At 61.6% G+C, this 23,568-nt stretch carries 19 protein-coding genes; 11 read left to right on the top strand and 8 right to left on the bottom strand.

The features are described 5' to 3' along the window. Positions 1-70: 70 nt before the first annotated feature. Complete coding sequence (locus PSCI_RS17255; protein ID WP_052483414.1) at positions 71-2,491, top strand: TonB-dependent siderophore receptor; 2,421 nt, start codon at positions 71-73, stop codon at positions 2,489-2,491. A 6-nt stretch (positions 2,492-2,497) separates the two neighbouring features. On the opposite strand, the gene PSCI_RS17250 is transcribed toward PSCI_RS17255, so the two are convergent. The 7 genes from PSCI_RS17250 to hpaA all read right to left on the bottom strand — a co-directional run bounded on the left by PSCI_RS17250 (position 2,498) and on the right by hpaA (position 11,148). Further along, positions 2,498-3,823 carry an MFS transporter gene (locus tag PSCI_RS17250; protein WP_045489308.1) on the bottom strand — a complete coding sequence of 442 codons (1,326 nt, stop codon included), beginning with the start codon at positions 3,821-3,823 and terminating at the stop codon, positions 2,498-2,500. A 378-nt stretch (positions 3,824-4,201) separates the two neighbouring features. Continuing rightward, complete coding sequence (gene hpaR / locus PSCI_RS17245) at positions 4,202-4,624, bottom strand: homoprotocatechuate degradation operon regulator HpaR (RefSeq protein WP_045489305.1); 423 nt, start codon at positions 4,622-4,624, stop codon at positions 4,202-4,204. Positions 4,625-4,754: 130 nt separating this feature from the next. Beyond that, positions 4,755-5,780, bottom strand: a complete 1,026-nt coding sequence (locus PSCI_RS17240) for an XdhC family protein (RefSeq protein ID WP_045489302.1) — start codon at positions 5,778-5,780, stop codon at positions 4,755-4,757. Positions 5,781-5,805: 25 nt separating this feature from the next. Then, entirely contained in the window at positions 5,806-7,143 is a 1,338-nt protein-coding gene (locus PSCI_RS17235; protein WP_045489299.1) for a c-type cytochrome, read from the bottom strand. Positions 7,144-7,158: 15 nt separating this feature from the next. Next, positions 7,159-9,417 carry a xanthine dehydrogenase family protein molybdopterin-binding subunit gene (locus PSCI_RS17230; RefSeq protein WP_045494496.1) on the bottom strand — a complete coding sequence of 753 codons (2,259 nt, stop codon included), beginning with the start codon at positions 9,415-9,417 and terminating at the stop codon, positions 7,159-7,161. A 40-nt stretch (positions 9,418-9,457) separates the two neighbouring features. Continuing rightward, entirely contained in the window at positions 9,458-9,910 is a 453-nt protein-coding gene (locus tag PSCI_RS17225; RefSeq protein WP_045489296.1) for a (2Fe-2S)-binding protein, read from the bottom strand. Between the two features lie 314 nt (positions 9,911-10,224). Then, positions 10,225-11,148, bottom strand: a complete 924-nt coding sequence (hpaA, locus tag PSCI_RS17220; protein ID WP_045494493.1) for a 4-hydroxyphenylacetate catabolism regulatory protein HpaA — start codon at positions 11,146-11,148, stop codon at positions 10,225-10,227. Between the two features lie 178 nt (positions 11,149-11,326). On the opposite strand from hpaA, the gene PSCI_RS17215 reads away from it, so the two are divergent. From PSCI_RS17215 to PSCI_RS17170, 10 genes are all read left to right on the top strand, one after another. Further along, a complete protein-coding gene (locus tag PSCI_RS17215) occupies positions 11,327-11,998 on the top strand; it encodes a fumarylacetoacetate hydrolase family protein (protein WP_045489293.1) in 672 nt (223 codons plus the stop codon). Next, the gene (locus tag PSCI_RS17210; RefSeq protein ID WP_045489292.1) at positions 11,995-12,774 is read left to right on the top strand and encodes a fumarylacetoacetate hydrolase family protein; all 780 of its coding nucleotides are present in this window, start codon (positions 11,995-11,997) and stop codon (positions 12,772-12,774) included. Before PSCI_RS17215 ends, PSCI_RS17210 begins: the two co-directional genes overlap by 4 nt. Positions 12,775-12,779: 5 nt before the next feature. Then, entirely contained in the window at positions 12,780-14,240 is a 1,461-nt protein-coding gene (gene hpaE, locus PSCI_RS17205; RefSeq protein WP_045494491.1) for a 5-carboxymethyl-2-hydroxymuconate semialdehyde dehydrogenase, read from the top strand. A 106-nt stretch (positions 14,241-14,346) separates the two neighbouring features. Continuing rightward, on the top strand, positions 14,347-15,270 hold the full coding sequence (hpaD, locus tag PSCI_RS17200; protein WP_045489290.1) for a 3,4-dihydroxyphenylacetate 2,3-dioxygenase: 924 nt from the start codon (positions 14,347-14,349) through the stop codon (positions 15,268-15,270). A gap of 164 nt (positions 15,271-15,434) precedes the next feature. Next, entirely contained in the window at positions 15,435-15,845 is a 411-nt protein-coding gene (locus tag PSCI_RS17195; RefSeq protein WP_045489288.1) for a 5-carboxymethyl-2-hydroxymuconate Delta-isomerase, read from the top strand. Positions 15,846-15,898: 53 nt separating this feature from the next. Then, on the top strand, positions 15,899-17,209 hold the full coding sequence (locus PSCI_RS17190) for an MFS transporter (RefSeq protein ID WP_045489284.1): 1,311 nt from the start codon (positions 15,899-15,901) through the stop codon (positions 17,207-17,209). 10 nt (positions 17,210-17,219) lie between these two features. Continuing rightward, a complete protein-coding gene (hpaH, locus tag PSCI_RS17185) occupies positions 17,220-18,023 on the top strand; it encodes a 2-oxo-hept-4-ene-1,7-dioate hydratase (RefSeq protein ID WP_045489281.1) in 804 nt (267 codons plus the stop codon). 117 nt (positions 18,024-18,140) lie between these two features. Next, positions 18,141-18,941 carry a 4-hydroxy-2-oxoheptanedioate aldolase gene (hpaI, locus tag PSCI_RS17180; protein ID WP_045489278.1) on the top strand — a complete coding sequence of 267 codons (801 nt, stop codon included), beginning with the start codon at positions 18,141-18,143 and terminating at the stop codon, positions 18,939-18,941. A 512-nt stretch (positions 18,942-19,453) separates the two neighbouring features. Then, positions 19,454-21,562, top strand: a complete 2,109-nt coding sequence (lodA, locus tag PSCI_RS17175; RefSeq protein WP_045489275.1) for a CTQ-dependent lysine 6-oxidase LodA — start codon at positions 19,454-19,456, stop codon at positions 21,560-21,562. Positions 21,563-21,567: 5 nt separating this feature from the next. After that, positions 21,568-22,929 (top strand): NAD(P)/FAD-dependent oxidoreductase, encoded by a 1,362-nt coding sequence (locus PSCI_RS17170; protein ID WP_045489273.1) that lies wholly within the window; start codon positions 21,568-21,570, stop codon positions 22,927-22,929. On the opposite strand, the gene PSCI_RS17165 is transcribed toward PSCI_RS17170, so the two are convergent. Beyond that, complete coding sequence (locus PSCI_RS17165) at positions 22,918-23,547, bottom strand: TetR/AcrR family transcriptional regulator (protein ID WP_045489270.1); 630 nt, start codon at positions 23,545-23,547, stop codon at positions 22,918-22,920. The genes PSCI_RS17170 and PSCI_RS17165 overlap by 12 nt on opposite strands. Positions 23,548-23,568 lie beyond the last annotated feature (21 nt).

Here is a 23,568-nt window from a genome sequence, read left to right as displayed (position 1 = left end):
TCTGCTGCGGTTCCGCTTTGCTCAAGCCCTGCGTCAAGGAAGGACAACCCACAAGACAGGACTGCCTTCCATGCCGCTGGACACGCCCCAGACCTTCCCCTGCCGCCTGGCGCCTCTGGCGCTGACCATCAGCCTGGCCAGCAGCGCGTTGCTCGGCCTGGGCGTACCCTTTGCACACGCTCAGCAGCAGGCTCAGTCTTACAACATCGCTGCTGGTGAGCTGGCCCAGGTGTTGAGCCGCTTCGCTCAGCACAGCGGCGTGGCGTTGATGTTCAACCCGCAAACAGTCGCCGGTGTGCAAAGCCAGGGCCTGCAAGGCAGCTATGGGGTCGATGAAGGCTTTGCACGGATTCTGCAGGGCAGCGGCTACCAGGCGCTGCGTGGTGCCAACGGCTATCTGCTGACCCCGGCGCTGCAGGCCGGCGACAGCCTGGAGCTGGCGCCCACCGCGATTGGCGCCACGACCGAACAAACCGCCACCGGCCACGTACAGGGCTACGTGGCCAAACGCAACCTGAGCGCGACCAAGACCGACACGCCCATTACCGAAACCCCGCAGTCACTGTCGGTGGCCACCAGCGATGAGATTCGTGACCGGCAAGCGGAGACGCTTTCGCAGAGTCTGGACCTCACCCCCGGTTTTACCAGCCAGCCCACCAGCTTCAACCGCACCGCCGACCGATTCCGGATTCGCGGCTTTGACGTTGAGTCAGCCACCGGTGGATCGCTGCGCGACGGCCTGCGTTTGCAGAACAACTCTTACGATGGCGTGCAGGAACCCTACGGCCTGGAACGCGCCGAAGTGGTTCGCGGCGCCGCCTCGGTGCTCTACGGCCAGTTGTCGCCGGGCGGGCTGATCAACGCAGTCAGCAAGCGCCCCAGCCAGACCTCCTGGAATGAAGTCAACGCGCAGCTCGGTGAGCATGACCGCAAGCAGTTGTCCGGCGACTTCACCGGTCCCTTGGGCGACAGCGACACCCTCAGTTACCGGCTGACCGTGCTGGAGCGCGACAGCCAGACCAGCGCCGATCATATCGACAATGACAAGTTCTACATTGCGCCGGCCCTGACCTGGCAACCGACCGAAGACACCTCGCTGACACTGCTGTCGTTCTATCAGAAAACCGCAACGGGTTTCTCGGCGCCACTGCCCTGGCAATTGACCAAGGGCGTGGGTGACAGCCCGTTCGCCATCGGCCGCCACGATTTTATCGGTGAGCCGGATTACGACCGCATGGATGGCAATATGTCGGCGCTCGGCTATGAGTTCGACCACCGCTTCGATGAACACACCAAAGTCAGCCACAAGCTGCGCTACTACGAAGCTGACGTGACCTGGCGTTATCTGCAAGTCAACACAGCGACACTGGCCAATGCCCTCAATACCGGGACTCTCGGCCGCCAGTACAGCGACCGCCGCGAACGTTCGCGCGCGCTGGCCAGCGATACCAATGTGCAAAGCCAGTGGCAGTTCGGCAACTGGCAGCACACCTTGCTGCTGGGTTTCGACGCCTATGACAGCAGCTATGACTCACACAACTTCCGTGGCAACGCGCCGTCGCTGAACCTCAATAACCCGCAATACGGCCAGCCGGTGGTGGTTAACCGCAACCCGGCAACCGATCGTGGCTCGCAAATAGACACCCTGCAAAAAGGCATTTACTGGCAGGACCAGATCAAGTTCGACGAGCGCTGGGTTCTGCTGCTCGGGGGGCGGCATGACTGGGCCGACCAGAGCACCAAACTGTTTCGCAACCAGAGCCACAGCAGCCAGAGCGATGAATCCACCACCTGGCGTGTGGGCCTGGTGTACAAGGCCGACAATGGCCTGGCACCGTACCTGAGCTACAGCGAGTCATTCTTCCCGGTGGCCGGCACTGACCGTGACGGCGTGGCGTTCGTGCCTACCGAAGGCAAGCAGTACGAAGTCGGTATCCGTTATCAGCCCGAGGGCAGCAACACTCTGCTCAGCGCAGCGGTCTATGAACTGACCCAACAGAATGTCCTGACCCAGGACCGCACCGACATCAATTTCTCGGTGCAGACCGGTGAAGTCCGTTCCCGTGGCCTGGAACTCGAAGCACGCACTGAACCTGTGCCGAACCTGAGCCTGATCGCCTCATACGCCTACATCGATGCACGCATCACCAAGAGTAACGTGGCCGCAGAAATCGGCCAGCGCAGCGAAGACAGCCCGTATCACCAGGCCGCGCTGTGGGCCGACTACCGCCTGCACGCGCTGGGTATCCCCAATCTGCGCATCGGCGGCGGCGCCCGTTACAAGGGCAGCACCCAGGCTTCGGGCGTCCCGTCAGGCATGCCGGCCTACACCCTGTTCGATGCGCGGGCCAGCTACGAGATCGACCCACACTGGGAAGTCGCGCTCAACGCCAACAACCTGACCAACAAGCGCTACACCTATTGCGAGTTCGCCATCTGCCGCTACGGTGACGAACGCCAGTTGGTCAGTACCCTGAGCTATCGCTGGTAACGCGGGTCAGGTGGCCGCCGTTGCCGGAACCGAGGCAGGCCGGCTCAGACGCAGCGCCACCAGGCTGCCGACAATGGTCAACGCCGCCAGCGCATACAGCGCGGCGGTGGTCGAACCGGTCTGATCCTTGATCCAGCCCACCAGATAAGGGCTGAGAAACCCGGCCATCTGGCCGATGGAGTTGATCAAGGCCAGGCCGCCGGCGGCCACGCTGGCGCTGAGCAACGCGGTCGGCAACGGCCAGAACATCGGCAGACCGGTCAGCGCGCCCATGGTGGCAATGCACAGGCCGGCAATGGCGATCACCGGCACACTGGCGAAGTTGGCGGCAATCATCAGCCCCGCCGCGCCCATCAGCATCGGCACCACCAGGTGCCAGCGCCGCTCGTTGCGCAAGTCGGCCGAACGCCCCACCAACAGCATGAACACCCCGGCCAGCAGGTAAGGGATCGCACTGATCCAGCCGATCACAAGCGCATCGCTGAAGCCCAGGTTCTTGATGATCGAGGGCAGCCAGAAGTTGATGGCATACACCCCGCTCTGGATGCAGAAGTAGATAAAGCCCAGGGTCCAGATCAGCGGCATGGTCAGCACGCTGGCCAGCGACGAACTGGCCTGTTTCGGGCGGTTCAACTCGTCATTGGCCACATCACTCCTGACCCGTTGCTGTTGTTCGGCGCTCAACCAACGGGCGTCTTCGACCTTGTCGCACAGCAGCTTGAAGGCCAGCAGGCCGAGCAACACGGTCGGCAGGCCCTGGATCAGAAACATCCACTGCCAGCCATCCAGGCCGCCCTGGCCATGGGCGAAGTGGTTGAGGATCCAGCCGGAGAACGGCCCGCCAAGCAGGCCGGACACCGGAATCGCCGACATGAACAGCGCCATGATCCGACCGCGCCGCTGGTTGGGGTACCAGCGCGACAGGTACAGCACGATGCCGGGGAAGAAGCCGGCTTCGGCCATGCCGGTCAGAAAGCGCAGCACATAAAATTCCATCGGCGTGGTGACAAACAGCAGGCAGGTCGAGAACGTGCCCCAGGTGATCATCATCAGGCCGATCCAGCGCCGCGGCCCGAAGCGGTTCAAGGCCAGGTTGCTGGGCAGGCCGCACAGCACGTAACCGATAAAGAAGATCCCGGCGCCCAGGCCGTAGACCGTTTCGCTGAACTTCAGGGCGTCGAGCATCTGCAGCTTGGCGAAACCGACGTTGACGCGGTCCAGGTAGTTGAACAGGTAGCAGATGAAAATGAAGGGGATCAGACGCAGGGTGATGCGACGGTAGACAAGATTGCCTTGCACGTCGTCAGCCTCGCGAGTCGGCGAGTTGGACATGGTGTGGAGTCCTTGAAGGATGTTGTTGTTATGGGCAGCCCGTTGATCATAGGGGTGCGTCAACAAAAACTCTTTGGCGGTTTGCACGACGGTATGGCCGCGTTGTTGTGTGCTTGCACAACGGCGTGTGCGGATGACGGGCGCCGTAGGAGCGGATTTATCCGCGAAGGCTTCCCGGCTAGAGCCAATACTGTTCGGATAAGCGCTATCTGCCTTTGTGGGAGCGACCTTGGTCTGGGCGGCATTCCGACGAAGAGGCCGGCAAAGTCACCGCATCTGCTGCGAATGTGCAGCCGCTTTCGCTAGCAAGCCAGCTCCCACAGGAACCGCGTTGTCCTTAACGGATCAGCATTACCCCTCCAAGGTTACCCTTGTGAATCACGGCTCAATGCGTTTGAGCTCGCGCAGCAGCTCCAGCAATTGCTGCATCTTGTCTTCGCCGAACTGCGCCTGGATGCGCTGATAGTTGCGCTCCATGTCTTCGCTCATCGAGACGAAGCACTGCTGGCCCTGCTCGGTCAGGCTGACCAGCATGCGTCGCTGGTCATGGGCCGGTTTGCTGCGCCGTACAATGCCGTCGCGCTCCAGGCGCGCCAGCACGCCGGTCATGCTCGGCTTGAGGATGCAGGCCTGCTCGGCCAGTTGGTAGCTCTCCATTTCACCCTGCTGGTTGAGGATGCGAATGACCCGCCATTGTTGTTCGGTCAGGCCATGTTCGTTCAATGACGGACGAAAGAACGCCATCGCTGCTTCACGGGCCTGCAGCAGGGTAAGGGTCAGAGAGGGTCTGGGGCTGGGCATGGTCTACACAATAGCCGGTGCAGGACCGGCGGTGGGAGGGTTCGGATGATGGCCGAGGACTATAGCCGACGACTGGTTAACAAGTAAACGATTGACCGGTTCCGAACCCCCGATCGGCCTGCCGGAAGGCTCAGGCCGCGTCGGTCGTATTGCGTTCCAGCTGCTGCTTGCCGTGCGCCACCGACAGGGTGTCGGGCAGGCACACGCCGTTCTTGATCGCCAGTACCTGAGCCATGATGCTCACGGCGATTTCTGCCGGGGTCTTGCTGCCGATGAAGATGCCGACCGGGCCATGCAAGCGTTGCAACGAGGCTTCGCTCTGGCCGAAATGCTCGATCAGTCGATCACGACGGCTGCGGTCGTTGCGCCGCGAACCGATGGCACCAACGTAAAAGGCCGGGCTGTCCAGCGCGGCCAGCAGCGCCAGGTCGTCGAGTTTCGGGTCATGGGTCAGGCCGATGACGCAACTGCGCACATCCGGTCTGAAGGCCAGCACCTCGTCATCCGGCATGCCGGTCACCAGTTCAGCTCCGGCCACCGACCAGCCGGCCCGATATTCATGACGCGGGTCGCAGACCGTGACCCGAAAACCACTGAACAAGGCCATGGTCGCCAGGTACTCGGCCAGTGCCCCGGCGCCGATCAGCAGCATCCGGTACGCCGGCCCCAGGGTATTGATCAGGGTCGCGCCATCGAACTGCAAGGCTTCGGGTTGGTTGGCAGGCACCAGCGTGACATCACCCGTGGCCATGCCCAGCGTGCGGCGCATCAATACGCCGTCATCCAGCGCGGCCAGCAGGTGCGCCAGTGACGCTTGGTCAGGCTCGAATTCCAACACCAGTTCAAGGGTGCCGCCGCACGGCAAACCGAAACGATGCGCCTCATCAGCACTGACCCCGTAGCGCACCACTTGGGGTGCGCCAACGGGCATCGGTTGAGTGCTGAAGGCGGCGCTGTAACGATGAATCAGGTCATCCTCGATACAGCCACCCGAGACGCTGCCAGCGGTGCGACCGTCATCACGCAACGCCATCATCGAGCCCACCGGGCGCGGCGATGAACCCCAGGTCCTGACCACTGTGGCCAGCAGCACCCGCCGCCCTTCAGCCAGCCAGCCTGAAGCGGTGCGCAGTACCAGCAGGTCAACGCTTTCCATCTTCGATCTCCTTGCTCGGCCGTGATCAGCGCATCTGCAGAATGATCGGATTGCTGCTCGCCGCGCGGGTTCGCTCGCGCAGTTCAGCCACCTCGGCAGGCGTCACCGGCCCACCCTGATTGCCCCAGCTGCTGCGGATGAAGGTCAAGACGTCAGCCATTTCCTGATCGTTCAGTTGATTGCGATAAGGCGGCATGCGATAGGCATCGGGCATGCCCTGCGCCACGACCCGGTCCGAGCCATTCAAGGCCACGTTGATGCTGGTGGCGCTGTGTTTGGCCATCGATGACGACGCACCGGCCAGCGGCGGCATCCACTGCCCCTGACCGCGACCGTCGATGCCGTGGCAGGAACTGCACTTGGCCACGTAATTGGCCGCCCCCGGTTTTTGCATGTCACTGGCGGTCAAGGCCTGGGCGCGCGCCGGGTCCCAGGCCGGCCCGTCGCGTTGTGGGTCGCCGGGTAATGACGCCAGGTAGCGGGCAATACCGGCCAGGTCGTGGTCGGTCATGTACTGGGTCGAGTTGTTGAAGGCCTCGGTCATGGTCCCGGTGACCACGCTGTGAACGTTCCGGCCGTTTTGCAGGTACTGGACAATCTCGCCTTCGCTCCAGCGCCCCAGTCCAGTGTTAGGGTCCTGGCGCAGGCTCGGTGCATACCAGCCATCGAGCAACGCACCACTGAGGTACCGCGGGCTGCTTTCATCCATGCCCTGCTCGTTCATGGCCAGCCCGCGTGGCGTGTGGCAACTGCCGCAGTGGCCCGGTCCCTGAACGATGTAGGCGCCGCGATTCCACAGCGCATCCTGGCCGGCTTTGTCCTGATAGGCGCCTTGCGGGGCAAACATGGCGTTCCACAGTGCGATGGGCCAGCGTATGTTCAGCGGCCAGGCAATCTTGCCCGGCTGATTGGCCTGCTGTACCGGCTTTACCCCATGCATGAAGAAGGCATAGAGCGCGCGAATGTCTTCATCGCTGTACTTGGCATACGACGGATACGGCATCGCCGGGTACAGCCGATGCCCGTCGGCGGCCACCCCGGAGCGTACCGCCCGGTCGAAGTCGGCCAGGCTGTAGCGGCCAATCCCGGTCTGCGGGTCGGGGGTGATGTTAGTGGTGAAGATCGAGCCCATGGGCGTGGCCATTTCATAGCCGCCGGCAAACGGCGCGCCCTTGGGCGTGCTGTGGCAGGCCACACAGTCGCCGAGCCGGGCGACGTATTCGCCGCGCTGGATCAGTTCAGGCGTGGCCGCTGCCGGCGTCTGGTTATCCAGCGGCGAATGGGGTGTGCGGGTGACAAACCAGGCCAGGCCCGCAGCCACCGCGACACCGACCACCAGCAGATAGCGTGTTGTTCTGTTCAACGGCTGATTCCTTGCTCAGGTGTCGAAGCGATAGTGCGACAGGGGCATGCTGCGAATCGGCTGCCCGGTCAATCTGGCGACGGCATTGGCCACTGCCGGTGCCACGGCCGGCAACGGCGGCTCGCCGATCCCGCCCATCTTGGCGCCGCTCTCGATCACCGTGACATGCACCCTGGCCATCATGCTCAGCGGCAAGATCCGATACAGGTCGTAATTACGCGCCAGCGGCTGGCCCTCTTCGTATTGCGCCTCTTCGATCAGGGTCTGCGACAGCCCGAGCGCCACCGCGGAGTTGACCTGCGCCTCAATAATTGCCGGGTTGACGATGCTGCCCGGATCGATCGCCTGCCAGATGTCGTGCACCTTGACCTGGCCGTTGTGAATCGACACCTCGGCAATCACCGCCACCTCGGTGCCGAACGGCGAGGCCATGGCAACCCCCCTCGCCCGCCGGCTGCCATCTTCTGCGGTAAACGGGCCGCGCTTCCAGCCGCCGGCCAGGCTGGCCACCGCGTTGAGCAAGTGGGTCAGCCGCTGATTGCCCTGCAACAGCCGCAGCCGCAATTCAAAGGGGTCTTGCTTGCCGGCATCGGCCAGTTCATCGAGAAAGGCTTCGTAGACAAAGTCATTGATCGAGTTGCCCACCGAACGCCAGTAGGCCAGCGACAGCGGCGTTTTGCGGTAACGCTGGGCAATGCGCCGGTCAGGGATGCGGTATTGCTTGCCGGTCAGCCCTTCCACAGCCGTGGGGTCGATTTTCTCACCGCGTTTGTTGGCGATGCCTTCGGTCGGCCCTTCAGTGACGGTGATTGCCTCAAGCGCGACCGGCAATCCCTCGGCGTTGACGTGACCGCGCAGATGCACCACTGACATCGGTCGCAACGGGTCACGCAAGAACTCCTGCTCACGGCTCCAGATCACCTTGACCGGACGCCCGACCGCTTGCGCGAGCAAGATCGCCTGCGGGTAAGGCGAAGCACTCGGGTAGATAAAGTGCCGACCGAAGAAACCGCCCAGCAACGGTGAATGCAGGGTGATGCGCGACGGCTCAAGGCCCGTCAATTTGACGATCTCGGCCAGAAACAGATCCGGGGCCTGGTTAGGCAGCCACACCTCAAGCCCGCCGTCAGCGTTGAAACGCGCCAGCGCCGAGGGCGGCTCCAGCTGGGCGTGGTGCAGGTTCTGGGTATGATAAGTGGCGCTCACGGTCTTGCCGGGACCGGCAAAGGCCTTGACCGGATCACCCTCGACCTCACTGTCTTGACCGGGGTCGCGATCGTCCTTGAGCTGCTTGAGGTACGCCGCGCTGGAAAAGTCCGCCGGCATGTAGCGCATGGCGGTATTGTCTTGCGGCTCTCGCCACTCGACCTGCAGCGCTTCGACGGCCCGTTTGGCAGTCCACCAGCGCTGCGCGACGACCGCGACGGCGCCGGGCAGCACATGCACCGAATGGACACCGGGCAGCGCCTGGACCTGCGCCTGGTTGCGCACTTGCTGTACTTCCAGGCCGAGCCGCGGCGCGTGCTGGATAGCCGCCTGCAGCATGTCATCGACCCGGCAGTCGATGGTATACACCGCCTTGCCAGTGGACTTGTCGCGCACGTCCAGGCGCGCCACCGGCTTGCCGATCCAGCGGAACTGCTGCGGGTCTTTGAGTTGCACTCGCTCAGGGTCGGGAACCGGCCGGTCCAGCGCGGCACCGGCCAATTCGCCGTAGCTTGCCGAGCGGCCCGACGCCTGGTGGATGACCCGGCCAGGCTCGGTGGTCAGTTGCGCCACCGGCACCGACCACTGTTCGGCGGCGGCCTCCAGCAGCATCAGGCGTGCGGCGGCGCCGAGCTTGCGCATGGTGGTGTAGCTCGACCGCACCGACATGCTGCCGCCGGTAAAACGCGCGCCTATGTCCATGACCTTGTAGTCGCCACCGGGCGGGGCCATTGCCACGACAAAGCGCTGCGGGTCGGCGTCCAGCTCTTCACCGACGATTTGCGCCAGGCCGGTGAAAATCCCCTGCCCGCCCTCCGCGAAGGGGCTCTTGAAGTGGATGCTGTTGTCCGGACGAATTTCCAGAAACGCCGGCACCCGTGCACCGGGCGCCATTGCCGCCGGGCCTTGAGCGGCACGCGCCTCCCTGAGCGGCAGGCCGAAGCCAATCACCAGCGCGCCAGCGCCAAGACCTGCCGAGGCCAGAAGAAAGCCACGCCGCGAGATATTGACCGGTTCTGCCAACGGAAATTGACCGTCGGCACCGGTAGGTCGGTTGTGCCTTGCCATGTTTTGTTCTTCCATCGAATGAGGTCGAAAACGCGCGGGTTCAAGCAGGTCCGCTGGAAAGATCAGCAATCGCCGCCTGGATTGCGTTATAGGTTCCGCACCGGCACAGGTGGGTCATTGCCGCACTGACCTCCTCTGGCGACGGATTGGGCGAGCGTTTGAGCAACGCGGTGGCAGCCATGACCTGGCCGGACTGGCAATAACCGCACTGCGCCACCTGATGCTTGACCCAGGCAGCGACAACCCGCTGACCGAGCTCGTCGTCTTCTATCGCTTCGATGGTGCGAATCTTGCGACCGACCACACCCTCGACCGGCGTGACGCAGGAGCGCACCAGCATGCCGTCGACCATGACCGCACAGGCGCCGCATTGCGCCAGGCCACAGCCGTACTTGGTGCCGGTCAGTCCGATGTCGTCGCGAATCAGCCAGAGCAACGGGGTGCCCGCCTCGGCCTCGACCTCATAGGTCTTGTCGTTGATATTCAACTGCATGGCGCTAATCCCGGTGGGTGAACTGCTTTTTAATATTCATGGCCAGCACTCCGCGCAGCAGAGCCTGGCTGGAAAACTATAGACAGGTTATTTACCCAGAGCCTGGGCAAACCGGGTAGCTCATTACGCTGGATTTCTTGCCTGATCCGCTGGCAAGTAGCGCCGCTTTGAAAAGTACCAGCGCAACCGGCGAAAAGGCATTTTCCGCAAGGGCCGGCGCGCCCATCATCAGCGCCAGACACCACGCTTGTCGCATTCAGGGATAGATCACCGGGCGTAATGCCGCCTTCGCGAGCGAGCTTGTTCCCACATTTTCACTCCTGCGCAGGAGATTGATCATGAGCGTGCGCCTGGCTGTGCCGGTACTCGCCGGGGCTCATCCCGGCATAGCGCAGGAAAAAGCGGCTGAAGTACGCCGGGTCCTTGAAGCCCAGCCGGTAGCAGATCTCAACGGCCGACAGGCCAGTGAACAACAGCAGGCGCCGCGCCTCCTGCATCAGCCGCTCAAGAATCAGCCGCTTGGACGGCAGGTCGGCGATGCGCCGGCAAACATCATTGAGCCGCGCCTCGGTCACGCCAATGCCACTGGCATAACGCGGCAACGCCCAGTGCTCCAGATAATGGCTTTCGATCAGTTCGTTGAAACGGTGGAAAATCTGCAGGTCTTCATGACGTGCAGGCCGCGCTTGCAGCGAACGGGCACACAGCCGCAGCAGGCTGGTCATGATCAACTGGGTCAGGCTGTCCAGCGCGGTGCCGCGTCCGGCACGCCGGTCGTTGATTTCCTCACGCAGTTCCTCGAACAGAAATTCAAGACGGCGAATCTCTGCGGCGAACGCCGGCCCCAGTTGCGACAGCGCCACGCAAGCGGCCGGCAGTTGCGGCCCCGGTGCCAGGCTGGGGTCTGCCTCGATCAGGTTCCAGACAAGCTGCTGACGCACGGTCAGGACGTGGCCGTCACTGTCGGGTTCGGTGACGAACGAATGCGCGATGGTCGGCGGAGTCAGGAAGAACATCGGGCCGGACTCGACGTATTGCTGGTCATCCAGATACACCCGCACGCTGCCGCTGTTGACGTAATGCACCTGAAAGAAACGGTCATGCCGATGCACCGGCATGTTACGGCCGAAGAAGCCCGCCAGGTTGCCCAGCTTGTCGTAATGCACCTCGGCATCGCTGTAGCGCTGGTCATAGACCTGACCGATGTTGATGTTGGGGATCGGCTGTCGATCGTTCATCTGATCATTCTCGTTGTTGTTTTCCAGCGTCAGTGCGCCTGCAGCCATGCTCCGCCTTTTGCGCGACGCATACCAGTGCCTGGCACTTGACGATCATTAACATCTTAACTTATAAAGTTAATACATTAACAAGTAAACGATCTGGCAGCCGCTGCCCGATCACTGCCAGGAGAACAACATGACCCGTGCCCTGCACGACGTCGCCCATGGCACCCTGCTCGGCGTTGCGCTGAACTATCAGGGTCTGCTGGAGCAGCGTCTCGCCGAATTCGAGCAAGCGCCTTACAAGCAGCCGCCCGTCAAACCGGTGCTGTTCATCAAGACCCCCAATACCCGCAACAGCCATCAAGGCCAGGTCATCCAGCCGCGCGGCGAACGCCTGCAGGCCGGCCCCGCGCTGGGTGTGGTGATCGGCAAGTCGGCCAGCCGGGTCAGCCTTGAGAATGCCCTGGCGCATGTGTCCGGTTACCTGATCGTCAATGAGTTCAGCCTGCCCGAAGACAGCTATTACCGCCCGGCGGTCAAGGCCAAGTGCCGCGATGGTTTCTGCGCGTTGGGCCCTGAACTGGTGCCTGCCGCGCAGGTGGCGGACGCCGGCCAACTGACCCTGGAACTGTTCGTCAACGGCGAACTGCGCCAGCAAAACAGCACCGCCAACTGGGTGCGCAATGTCCCGCAACTGATCGCCGAAATCAGCGAGTTCATGACCCTGCACGAAGGCGATGTGTTGATCACCGGCACCCCGGAAGGCCGCGTCGATGTCGTGCCCGGTGACCGTGTCGAGGTGCAGATCAGCGGCCTGGGCCGACTGAGCAACAGCATCGTCGCCGAACAGGAGCCACGCCCATGAAACACGCTCGCATTGGCTTTGAAGGCCAGGTCCACAACGTGCAGGTCGAAGTCGGCGATGACACCAGTCTGAGTGTGCGTCTGGCCGATGGCCGCGTGCTGGTTGAGGACCAGGTGCAGTGGCTGCCACCGGCCACCGGCAACATGTTCGCGCTGGGCCTGAACTACGCCGATCACGCCGCAGAACTGGCCTTCGCGCCGCCCACCGAGCCACTGGCCTTCGTCAAGTCGCCGGGCACCTACACCGGCCACCGGCAAATCAGCTGGCGCCCGGACAACGTCGCCTACATGCACTACGAGTGTGAGCTGGTGGCGGTAATCGGCAAGCCGGCACGTAACGTCAAGCGTGAAGACGCCTTGCAGTATCTGGCCGGTTACACGGTGTGCAACGACTATGCGATCCGCGATTACCTGGAGAACTACTACCGGCCCAACCTGCGGGTCAAGAACCGCGACGCCACCACCCCGGTCGGGCCGTACATCGTCGACGTAGCCGATGTGCCAGACGCAAGCAACCTCAAGCTGCGGACCTGGATCAACGGCGAGCTGAAGCAGGAAGGCACCACCGCTGACATGATTTTCGATATCCCTTACCTGATCGAATACCTGTCCAGCTTCATGACCCTGCAACCGGGCGACATGATCGCCACCGGCACGCCCGAGGGCCTGGCCGATGTGCTGCCGGGCGATGAGGTGGTGGTGGAAGTCGAAGGCGTCGGCCGGCTGGTCAACCGAATCGTCAGCGAAGCTGATTTCTTCAAGAACAATAAGGCGTGAGCAGCATGATCAAACACTGGATCAATGGCCGTGAGGTCGAAAGCAAAGACGTATTCGTCAACTACAACCCGGCCACCGGCGAAGCCATCGGCGAAGTTGCCAGCGGCGGCGCCGAGGAAGTCGCCCAGGCGGTAGCTGCGGCCAAGGAAGCCTTCCCTAAGTGGGCCAACACGCCGGCCAAAGAACGCGCCCGGCTGATGCGCAAGCTCGGCGAGCTGATCGACCAGAACGTGCCGAAGCTGGCCGAACTGGAGACCCTGGACACCGGTCTGCCGATCCATCAGACCAAGAACGTGTTGATCCCCCGCGCCTCGCATAACTTCGATTTCTTTGCCGAAGTCTGCACCCGCATGGACGGCCACACCTACCCGGTGGACGACCAGATGCTCAACTACACCCTGTACCAGCCGGTGGGTGTCTGTGGCCTGGTGTCGCCGTGGAACGTGCCGTTCATGACCGCGACCTGGAAAACCGCGCCGTGCCTGGCGCTGGGCAACACTGCGGTTCTGAAAATGTCCGAGCTGTCACCGCTGACCGCCAACGAACTGGGCCGTCTGGCCGTTGAAGCCGGCATTCCCAACGGCGTGTTCAACGTGATCCAGGGCTATGGCGCAACCGCTGGCGACGCACTGGTTCGCCACCCGGACGTACGTGCCATCTCGTTCACCGGCGGCACCGCCACCGGGCGCAAGATCATGCAGACCGCCGGCCTGAAAAAATACTCCATGGAGCTGGGCGGCAAGTCGCCGGTACTGATTTTCGAAGACGCCGATCTGGACCGCGCCCTGGATGCGGCGCTGTTCACCATCTTCTCGCTCAACGGCGAACGCTGCACCGCCGGCAGCCGGATCTTCATTCAGCAAAGCGTCTACCCGCAGTTCGTTGCTGAATTCGCGGCCCGCGCCAAACGGCTGATTGTCGGTGATCCAACTGATCCGAAGACTCAAGTCGGCTCGATGATCACCCAGGCGCACTACGACAAAGTCACCGGCTACATCAGGATCGGCATCGAAGAAGGCGCCACCCTGCTGGCAGGTGGCCTGGAGCGTCCGGCCAACCTGCCTGCGCACCTGGCCAAGGGGCAGTTCATTCAGCCCACCGTGTTCGCCGACGTGAACAACAAGATGCGCATTGCCCAGGAAGAGATCTTCGGCCCGGTGGTGTGCCTGATCCCGTTCAAGGACGAAGCCGAGGCTCTGCATCTGGCCAACGACACCGAGTACGGCCTGGCCTCGTACATCTGGACCCAGGACATCGGCAAGGCTCACCGCCTGGCACAAGGCATCGAAGCTGGCATGGTGTTCATCAACAGCCAGAACGTGCGCGACCTGCGCCAGCCATTCGGCGGCGTGAAGGGTTCAGGCACCGGCCGTGAAGGCGGCCAGTACAGCTTTGAAGTATTTGCTGAAATCAAGAACGTGTGTATTTCAATGGGCAGCCACCACATCCCGCGCTGGGGGGTATAAGGCAGCTGCAAGCTTGAAGCGACAAGCTGCAAGAAAGAGCGTAACGCTTCTGGCTTGTAGCTTGCCGGTTGGCGCTCAATTAACAATAAAAACCGGGAGAACCACCATGGGCAAACTTGCTCTGGCTGCCAAGATCACTCACGTTCCGTCGATGTACCTGTCGGAGCTGCCCGGCCCGCGCCAGGGCTTTCGTCAGGCGGCGATCGACGGGCATCACGAGATCAGCCGACGCTGCCGCGAACTGGGCGTCGACACCATCGTGGTGTTCGACACCCACTGGCTGGTCAATGCCAATTATCACGTGCTGTGCGGGCCGCATTTCAAAGGCGTGTACACCAGCAATGAACTGCCACACTTCATCAGCAACATGGAGTACGAATTCCCCGGCAACACCGAACTGGGCAAGCTGCTCGCGCAAGAGTGCAACCGCTTCAACGTCGAGACCATGGCCCACCACGCCACGACTCTGGGGCCGGAATACGGCACCCTGGTGCCGATGCGTTACATGAACCAGGACCAGCACTTCAAGGTGATTTCGGTCTCGGCGCTGTGCACCTCGCATTACCTCAACGACAGCGCACGGCTGGGCTGGGCCATGCGCAAAGCGGTCGAGGATCACTACGACGGCACCGTGGCGTTCCTGGCCAGCGGCTCGCTGTCACACCGCTTCGCCCAGAACGGCCAGGCGCCGGACTTTGCCACCAAAGTCTGGAGCCCGTTCCTGGAAACCCTCGACCACCGCGTGGTGAAGATGTGGGAAAACGCCGAGTGGCCGGAGTTCTGCGGCATGCTCCCCGAATACGCAGCCAAGGGTCACGGCGAAGGCTTCATGCATGACACCGCGATGCTGCTTGGTGCACTGGGCTGGTCGGACTATGACGGCAAAGCCGAAGTGCTGACGCCCTACTTCGGCTCCTCGGGCACCGGGCAGATCAACGCGCTGTTCCCGGTCACGCCGCAGGATGGCTCGGCGATTCCACCGGCCCAGGCCGCCAATCCGGCGGCGGTGGTGTCCACGAGCCGGCTGTAAAACCGGTCGCGGCACTGGTTGCAGGACCGGCTGCAGGACCGGCTTTAGCCGGGAAAGGGCCATTCCAGACGCAGCATTCATGGCGCCTGGAAAATTCGCGACCAAAACCGATCGCCGCCCGGGCGCTCCCACAGCATTGCAACCCTATTCAGGAACACATCCTCATGCCCCATCTGGTCCTGCTCTACACCGCCGACCTGGAACACCAAGCCGATATTCCCGGCCTGTGCCGTGCGCTGGCCGACAGCATGCTTGAACAACGCGATGAAACCGGCAAGGCGGTGTTCCCCACCGGCGGCACCCGGGTGCTGGCCTATCCGGCGGCGCACAGCGCGGTGGCTGACGGCCAGGGCAACTATGGCTTTTTATACGCCAACCTGCGCATGGGCAGCGGTCGAAGCGCTGCGGTGCACAAAGCGGTCGGTGACAACCTGCTGAGCGTGCTGCGCCAGCGTCTGCAGCCGATCCTCGATCAACGCCCGGTGGGCATCACCCTGCAGGTCGATGAAAGCCACAACCAGGTCTATGACGGCAAGCACAGCAGCCTGCACCCCTTGTTCAACAAGAGCACCTGACTGCCGCCAAAGAACCCAGCCGTGTCGTCTCAACCAACAAAAAGTACAAGACCATGAGCGCAACCCACTCTGCCGCAAGCGCCGCTGCTGAGCACAACCTCAGCGACGCCACGCACCGCACCGTCACCTGGCGGCTGATGCCACTGTTGCTGGTGTGCTACCTGTTCGCCCACCTGGACCGCATCAACATTGGTTTTGCCAAGATGCAAATGAGTGCCGACCTGCACTTCAGCGACACCGTCTATGGCCTGGGTGCCGGGCTGTTCTTCGTCGCCTATGCGCTGTTCGGGGTGCCCAGCAACCTGGCACTGGAACGGGTCGGGCCACGTCGCTGGATCGCCTGCCTGATGGTGGTCTGGGGGCTGTTGTCTGCCGGTATGTTTCTGGTCCAGAGCCCAAGCGACTTCTACACCCTGCGCTTTTTGCTGGGGGTGGCCGAGGCCGGGTTCTTTCCGGGCATTCTGGTCTACCTCAACCGCTGGTACCCGGCACGCCGCCGTGCGCAGATCACCGCGTTGTTTGCGATTGCGGTACCGATGGCCGGAGTGATTGGCGGCCCGCTGTCCGGGGCCATCCTGGAGTGGTTCAACGGCACCGGCGGGCTGCGCGGCTGGCAGTGGATGTTTGTCCTGGAGGGCTCGCCGGTGGTATTGCTCGGCTTGCTGGTCTGGCGGGTGCTGCCGGAGCATTTCAGCCAGGTCGGCTGGCTCAGCGCTGAGCAGAAGCAACGCCTGGGCGAAGAACTGGCCGCCGAAGAGCAGCGCAAAACCATCACCTCGTTCGCCGGGATCCTGCGTGATGCTCACGTATGGCTGCTGGTGGCGATCTACTTTGCCGTGATGCTGGCGGTCAATACCCTGGCATTCTGGATGCCGACCCTGATTCACGGCGCCGGCATTGGCCGCGACAGCATGGTCGGCCTGCTCAGTGCGATTCCTTACTTGGCCGGTGTGCTGTTCATGCTCGCCTGCGCACGCTCGTCAGACCGCCATCGTGAACGCCGCTGGCACCTGTGCGTGCCGCTGCTGATGTGCGCGCTTGGCATTGCCGTGACCGGCGTCACGCCAGCCAGCGCGGTGCCGGTCATGGCCGGGCTGATCATCGCCGGCATGGGTGCCAGCGCCGCACTGCCGATGTTCTGGCAATTGCCGCCGGCCTTTCTCTCGCTGCGCGCCATCGCCGCCGGCATCGGCCTGATCAGCTCGTTTGGCAGCATTGCCTCGTTTCTCGCGCCCTACCTGATCGGCTGGATGCGCGACACCACTCACAGCGCCAGCCTGGCCCTTTATGTGCTGGCGCTGCTCATCGCCCTGGGCGGCCTGCTGGTGTTGCGTACCCCGGCCGCTATCGTCAATCCGCAATAAGGAGCTTTCCATGCTTGCCCCTACCCTCATCCAGCAAGCCGCCGAGCGGCTCGACCAGGCCGAACGCTCCCGCGAGCAGGTTGGCCAGTTCTCTCTGCAATACCCGGACATCAGCATCGAAGACGCCTACGCCATCCAACGTGCCTGGGTCGCCCGCAAGATCCGCGACGGGCGCAAGCTGGTCGGCCACAAGATCGGCCTGACCTCCCGCGCCATGCAGGTGTCGTCGAACATCACCGAACCGGACTACGGCGCGCTGCTCGATGACATGTTTTTCGACGAAGGCACCGACATCCCGTTCAATCGCTTCATCGTGCCGCGCGTGGAGGTGGAGCTGGCGTTCATCCTCGGCAAGCCGCTCAAAGGCCCGAACGTGACGATCTTCGATGTGCTCGATGCCACTGAGTGGGTGGTTCCGGCGCTGGAAATCATCGATGCCCGCATCCAGCAGGTCGACCCGCAGACCCAGGTCACCCGCAAGGTGTTCGACACCATTTCCGACAACGCCGCCAATGCCGGCGTGGTCATGGGCGGCAAGCCGGTACGCCCTACCGACATCGACCTGCGCCGGGTGCCAGCGGTGCTTTACCGCAATGGCGTAATCGAAGAGTCCGGGGTTTCGGCTGCCGTGCTCAATCATCCAGCCAAAGGCGTGGCGTGGCTGGCCAACAAACTGGCGCCGTATGACGTCACCCTGCAGGCCGGGCAGATCATTCTGGGTGGCTCCTTCACCCGACCGGTCGCCGCCAGGCCGGGCGACACCTTCCACGTCGATTACGACCAGTTGGGCAGCATTGCCTGCCGTTTCGTGTAACCCCCTTTGAAATGCTGTAGGAGCTGCTTTAGCAGCGAAAAGACCACGCCAGGCATCACATTCATTATGTCGGGCAGACTTCGCGGCCAAAGCCGCTCCTACCCAGGAGCCCCCCCCATGGATATGCCTATCAATACCTTCAAGCAGCGCCTGCAATCGGGCGAGGCGCAAATCGGTCTGTGGCTGGGTCTGGCCGACCCGTATTGCGCCGAGCTGGCGGCCAATGCCGGTTTCGACTGGCTACTGATCGACGGTGAGCACGCGCCCAATGATCTGCGGGGTCTGCTCGGTCAGCTGCAAGCGGTGGCGCCCTACCCTGGCCAGGCGGTGATTCGTCCGGTGATCGGTGATACAGCGCTGATCAAACAGGTTCTCGATATTGGTGTGCAGACGCTGCTGGTGCCAATGGTCGAAAGTGCCGAGCAGGCCCGTGAGCTGGTGCGCGCGATTCACTATCCGCCCAACGGAATACGCGGGGTGGGCAGCGCACTGGCGCGGGCTTCGCGCTGGAACACGATTGACGGTTACCTGGATAAGGCCGACGAGCAGATGTGCCTGCTGGTACAGATCGAGAATCTGGAGGGTCTGGCGCGGCTGGACGAGATTGTCGCGGTAGAGGGGGTCGACGGGGTGTTTATTGGCCCGGCGGACCTGAGTGCGGCCATGGGGCATCGGGGTAATCCCGGGCATCCTGAGGTGCAGGCGGCGATCGAGGATGCGATTGTGCGGATCGGTCAGACCGGCAAGGCGGCAGGGATTCTCAGCGCCGACCAGAAGCTGGCACGGCGGTACATTGAGCTGGGAGCAAAGTTTGTAGCAGTAGGGGTGGATACGACCGTGCTGATGCGGGGGTTGCAGACCCTGGCGGCGGCATTCAAGGACGGGCCTGCGCCGAGCAGTGGGGGCGGGGTTTACTGATTTTGCGGGCGTGCGCTCGTCGTCGATCCGGGCAACAGCAATGGTTCAAGCCAGGCAGCAGTGGCTTAATCGGTTAGACGCTATACATCTCTGTGGGAGCTACCCTGGTAGCGAAGAGGCCGGTAAGGTCACAGCAACAGCGGCGAATGTGCCGCCGTCTTCGCAACCAAGGTCGCTCCTACAGGAGCAGGCGGCATTTAAGTGAACAAAAGTGGCTTAAATGTGAGTGGGTGTTTCAGAAGTGACGAGGAGCCAAAGAACCGTCGCTTCAATCCCTCGCATAACACCCGCGCCAGACAACTGATTTTCCAAGTTATTTATAAAAACCCAAACCAGCCTGAGCCGTGCCGCAGAGCGCTTTTTACAATTGGCCGGCTATCTGTCACCCATTTTTTTCTGATCTCAACTTGACGAACTCAAAAGAGCACCAATAATCTGATGCCGTAATGCCATTATCGGTATTCAGCACCAGAGCATGTATCGCGCAAGTGCCCAACGGAGGGGCGGTTCGGATGAGTTCGACTTACGAGATTTTTCCAAAGATTGGTGCTGCCCGTCTTGGTAACAGCCCCACAGAGTTTTATTTATCGCCACAAGCCACCGGGGGCTTACCCCTTGAATGTGACGCACAGGGCAATCTGCAACTGGATAACGGCAAGCCCAGGTTCGTCAATGCCTTCAAAGACAGTGTTGGTCGTATCAAGCGCCAGGCTGCCAAGTTTCAGATTGTCCGCACTGATGGTACTAGCCCGCAACCAGTCACACTTGACAGTGAAGAAATCAGTTCCATTGAGTGGACTGTCCATATCGCTAACAAGAAGCCGATCTGGTACACGTTTTCCGAGTTGCAGGGCAATCTGGAGTTTGGTCCAGAAAACAGTTATGAAGCCCAACATATTCCGGTTAACAACTCCAATGTCACCGACCCCGTGGCCCGTCAGCAACTGATTATTGACCCGGGTCCGCGCAGTATTTCCGGGGCCGGGCAAAACATTCAATTCTCGCGCTATAACATCCCGAGCGATTATTCAAAAGGTTCGTTCCCGCCCGTGGGTTCGGGTGGAGAGCAAATTGATGTATTGGGCGAGCTGAAAACCGACAGCAGCGGCAATCTTGTGGCACTGGGTGGTTTTGGCAAGGTGACGGGGTCAGGAGAAATATCTTCATTTCGGGGTGCCTCCGGGTATTGGGATGATATCTCCGACGGTTTTGTCTGTGCGCAAATCACCCTGCGCGATGGCAGTAAAATCACACCTGAGCCGGCATGGCTGATCGTTGGCAGTCCGAAGTATGTGCCCGAGGTGGTCAACGTCATCACCCTCGCCGATACCTTGTACGATGTAGCCGTTCGCCAGATGGGGGCAGATCCGAGCCTGTTTGATTCGGAGCAGCACACGGCGCAAAACTCGGCCGATTATTTTGCCGAGATCGGAAAATATTGTCCGTTGTATGGCTTCAATCCCACGTTCAAAATCAACTTCGACGCCCATATTCAGCCGATTCTGGATGCCCTGTCCCGCTACAAATGGGTCGCCAACGTTCCCACCATGGATGAGTTTGCCAGGCCGTCTTTTGACATGCGTGATAGCAGTGACGCGAACCGTGAACTGCGCATGGCCTACTTCAAATACTTCCGCGTTCCGCTCTTGCCCGCAGACTACGACAGCCATTACGCCGACATGGAATTCGGTCCGGCCCAGCTTGAGCGCGACGGTCAGCCGATGATGCCGCTCAATTCCGGTGATAACTCCGTCACCAATTTTGGCCCCATTTATAAATTCCTGACCCTCACCGCCACCCAGTACTTCTTTCTCTACCAATGGGCGAAGGGTAACTTTACGACAGCCCGCTCAAGCGGCAGCACGTCCCATCGCTCGGTGCAGAAATACTATCATCAGCTCCATCATGCGGCCGCAGAGGCTCCGCAAACCCAACTGGCGCTGGCAGATATCAGCAACTGTGTCGGCGGGCCGTTCTCACCAGGCATCGAAGTGACCTGGAGCATGCGCAGTGCCAATCTCTATGATGCGCCTTTCCATATCATGCTGGCCCATGCCAATTCGGGGCAAACCGATATGCAGGCACACTATCGGGAATATGGCCTGTCGATTCAAAGCCGTAATGAAACCGCCCCAGATGCTGATGGCAAGAAAATTGGTTGTGAACCGGGGGACTTGACCAAACGCATGGCAATCCCGTGGATGGCCGACTTTCAGGAATGCACGGTTCAGACCCCGAATATTTCCGATATCAATATCAACCAACTTTCCGATGGTTCCGGAATTGAACTGCCGCCGACCTATTATGTGTACTGGTGGCCGCCACAAAGCCCGTTCAATGTCATGACTGGCGCCACTCACCCGCAAGATCAGGTGCTGGACGCTTATGTCAGCCAGATTGACGGGCAGCCCGTTATCCCGGCCGGACAGAATGTTGAATATCAACGCGGCATTTTTTCGAAAGAAGACATGATCAGCAACTGGTCGGCGCTGGGCTTTGTCGTTAATCAGGGGAGTAACGAAATCCCCTATCTGGTGGAGAAAGAGCGTAACTTTGGGCAGTTGGCGCAGTTCAAAATGAATAACGATTACGCCATCAGACTTAAAGCCCAAGGTAAGTAAACGTCATGACCGGTTCTGTCGACGAAACAATACCGTGTTTCGATGTCGTGATAATCGGGGGCGGGCCGGCCGGTATCTCGGCCGCCTTGACTCTGCTAAAACGCACCGATATCTCGGTTCTGGTAGTAGAGGCCGGTCATTATGACCGGCCCAAGTCGGGTGAGTCCTTATCACCCGGCGTTCGCAACCTGCTGGATTACCTGGCGGTGTGGGATGATTTTGCCGGGATGGCACCGTTGCAGACCTGGGGTAACCAGGCCGCCTGGGGCAGTGAGCAGTTGGCGTCGTTCGACTTCATGTTCAACGTCCACGGGCACGGTTGGGCGATTGACCGCGCCCGTTTTGAACACATGATGGCCCGCCTGGTGAGCCAGCGCGGCGGGCGGCTGGAGTGTGATACCCGCTGCCTGGCGGTGCGTCAGTTGATGCCTGATCGTGATCAATATGATGGCTGGCAACTGACACTGCGCAACAGCGGTGACCACGAGCATGCGGTGCGTGCCAGAGTGGTGATTGATGCTGCCGGCCGGACATCGCGATGGAATGAGGCGCTGCACCACCGCCATGATGATCTGGTCGGCGTCAGCGCTCTGCTGACGGCCTCTGCAACCCATTCGCCGGCGGCCTTGACGACCGTTGAGACCGTGGCCAATGGCTGGTGGTATGCGGCCCCCGTACCCGGAGGCCGCGTTGCAGTGTCGTTCATGAGTGATTCGGACATCATTCATCAGAACAAGCTGTCGCGCCCGGAGAACTGGCTGACAGCCCTGGCGGGCACGCGCCATATCGCCGAGCTCATCAATCCTGCCGGGAACGATGTCGAGTTACGCACTGATGCGGCCTTCTCGGCCTGCCTTGTGCCTGGCTCAGGCGGCGGGATCATTCCTGCCGGGGATGCAGCGGCATCGTTTGACCCACTCTCCTCCGGCGGTATTCCTCACGCTCTGGCCACAGGTATACAGGCCGCCCGTGCTGCTTCGGATCGCCTGCATGGTGAGGGGCTACTGATCTCGGCCTACGAGACCGCCATTGCCGCTGACTTTCGCCAGTACTTGCGTACACGCTGGCGCATTTACGGCATGGAAACCCGCTTTGGCACTTCACCTTTCTGGGTGAGGCGGCAAACACCGGTTTCGCTACCGCCGGAAAACATCCTGATTGCCGATTCACATACCGACAGCCAGACCATCTTCCTGCCCCGCCAGGTGGCGGATCTGATCCGCCATACCGCCATCAACCCCATTTCGGCGGCTGAGCTGATCGGCAAGGTCGGGGCATCCTGCCCTGCCTACCCGGCTGAGCGGCTGATTCTGGGGGTACAGGACATGATCGGTAAGGGCTTGACGAGCTACCCGCTATCGGCCTGATGTGATGTACGAAACGTACGGCGACGATCCCTGACGCAGTAGCGACAGTGAGTCGCCGTAAACCCTCCACAGCGCCTTGAGGCGTCTGGCATAAGCCTCGGGTGTTGCATAGAGCAGCTCGACGTGAAGGCTGTCGACGATGCCTTGCCAGGCATCGCAGTACAGCTCCAGGTCGGTGTCGTCCATCTGCGGGTAACGCTGGGCGAGCAGTGGTCTGAACAACTGGCGCATCTGGGCCAGGTACTCTTCGAAGCCTGCACTGATCATTGGGCGCAAGACTTCTGGCGGGTAGAAGGCCGCGCGCAACAGGCAACGCAACGAGGCCGATGCCTGGTAACGCTCGGCCAACTGGTGGACCAGCAGGCCGCCCGGCACGCTATTGAGCTCGCTGGCGGTATCGAAGCAGCTTTGCATGTGCAGCCGTTCGTTTTCCAGAGCGCGTTCAAACACCACGCTGTAGAGCTCATCCTTGCTGGAGAAATGCGCATACAGCGACGGCTTGCGCATATTGGCCAGGATCGCGATGTCGTTGAGCGACGAACCGTCATAGCCGCGTTCGGCGAAATGCTCAATGGCCAGGCAGCAGATGCGTTCAGCCGAGGCACTCAGGGTTTTCATCAGTGTTTTCCTGCCAATCAC

Source organism: Pseudomonas sp. StFLB209 (assembly GCF_000829415.1).
GTDB lineage: Bacteria > Pseudomonadota > Gammaproteobacteria > Pseudomonadales > Pseudomonadaceae > Aquipseudomonas.
Note: the sequence above shows the minus strand (reverse complement) of the source record. Positions and strands in the feature narration are given on the sequence as shown.

What these genes read in the sequence shown, in the direction of transcription:
- lodA (WP_045489275.1), top strand. Translation starts at nt 19,454, where the DNA reads ATGAGTTCGACTTACGAGATTTTTCCAAAGATTGGTGCTGCCCGTCTT.
- PSCI_RS17240 (WP_045489302.1), bottom strand. Translation starts at nt 5,780, where the DNA reads ATGGAAAGCGTTGACCTGCTGGTACTGCGCACCGCTTCAGGCTGGCTG.
- hpaI (WP_045489278.1), top strand. Translation starts at nt 18,141, where the DNA reads ATGGATATGCCTATCAATACCTTCAAGCAGCGCCTGCAATCGGGCGAG.
- PSCI_RS17165 (WP_045489270.1), bottom strand. Translation starts at nt 23,547, where the DNA reads ATGAAAACCCTGAGTGCCTCGGCTGAACGCATCTGCTGCCTGGCCATT.
- hpaA (WP_045494493.1), bottom strand. Translation starts at nt 11,148, where the DNA reads ATGAACGATCGACAGCCGATCCCCAACATCAACATCGGTCAGGTCTAT.
- PSCI_RS17210 (WP_045489292.1), top strand. Translation starts at nt 11,995, where the DNA reads ATGAAACACGCTCGCATTGGCTTTGAAGGCCAGGTCCACAACGTGCAG.
- PSCI_RS17230 (WP_045494496.1), bottom strand. Translation starts at nt 9,417, where the DNA reads ATGGCAAGGCACAACCGACCTACCGGTGCCGACGGTCAATTTCCGTTG.
- PSCI_RS17225 (WP_045489296.1), bottom strand. Translation starts at nt 9,910, where the DNA reads ATGCAGTTGAATATCAACGACAAGACCTATGAGGTCGAGGCCGAGGCG.
- PSCI_RS17215 (WP_045489293.1), top strand. Translation starts at nt 11,327, where the DNA reads ATGACCCGTGCCCTGCACGACGTCGCCCATGGCACCCTGCTCGGCGTT.
- hpaE (WP_045494491.1), top strand. Translation starts at nt 12,780, where the DNA reads ATGATCAAACACTGGATCAATGGCCGTGAGGTCGAAAGCAAAGACGTA.
- PSCI_RS17195 (WP_045489288.1), top strand. Translation starts at nt 15,435, where the DNA reads ATGCCCCATCTGGTCCTGCTCTACACCGCCGACCTGGAACACCAAGCC.
- PSCI_RS17170 (WP_045489273.1), top strand. Translation starts at nt 21,568, where the DNA reads ATGACCGGTTCTGTCGACGAAACAATACCGTGTTTCGATGTCGTGATA.
- hpaR (WP_045489305.1), bottom strand. Translation starts at nt 4,624, where the DNA reads ATGCCCAGCCCCAGACCCTCTCTGACCCTTACCCTGCTGCAGGCCCGT.
- hpaH (WP_045489281.1), top strand. Translation starts at nt 17,220, where the DNA reads ATGCTTGCCCCTACCCTCATCCAGCAAGCCGCCGAGCGGCTCGACCAG.
- PSCI_RS17255 (WP_052483414.1), top strand. Translation starts at nt 71, where the DNA reads ATGCCGCTGGACACGCCCCAGACCTTCCCCTGCCGCCTGGCGCCTCTG.
- PSCI_RS17190 (WP_045489284.1), top strand. Translation starts at nt 15,899, where the DNA reads ATGAGCGCAACCCACTCTGCCGCAAGCGCCGCTGCTGAGCACAACCTC.
- PSCI_RS17250 (WP_045489308.1), bottom strand. Translation starts at nt 3,823, where the DNA reads ATGTCCAACTCGCCGACTCGCGAGGCTGACGACGTGCAAGGCAATCTT.
- hpaD (WP_045489290.1), top strand. Translation starts at nt 14,347, where the DNA reads ATGGGCAAACTTGCTCTGGCTGCCAAGATCACTCACGTTCCGTCGATG.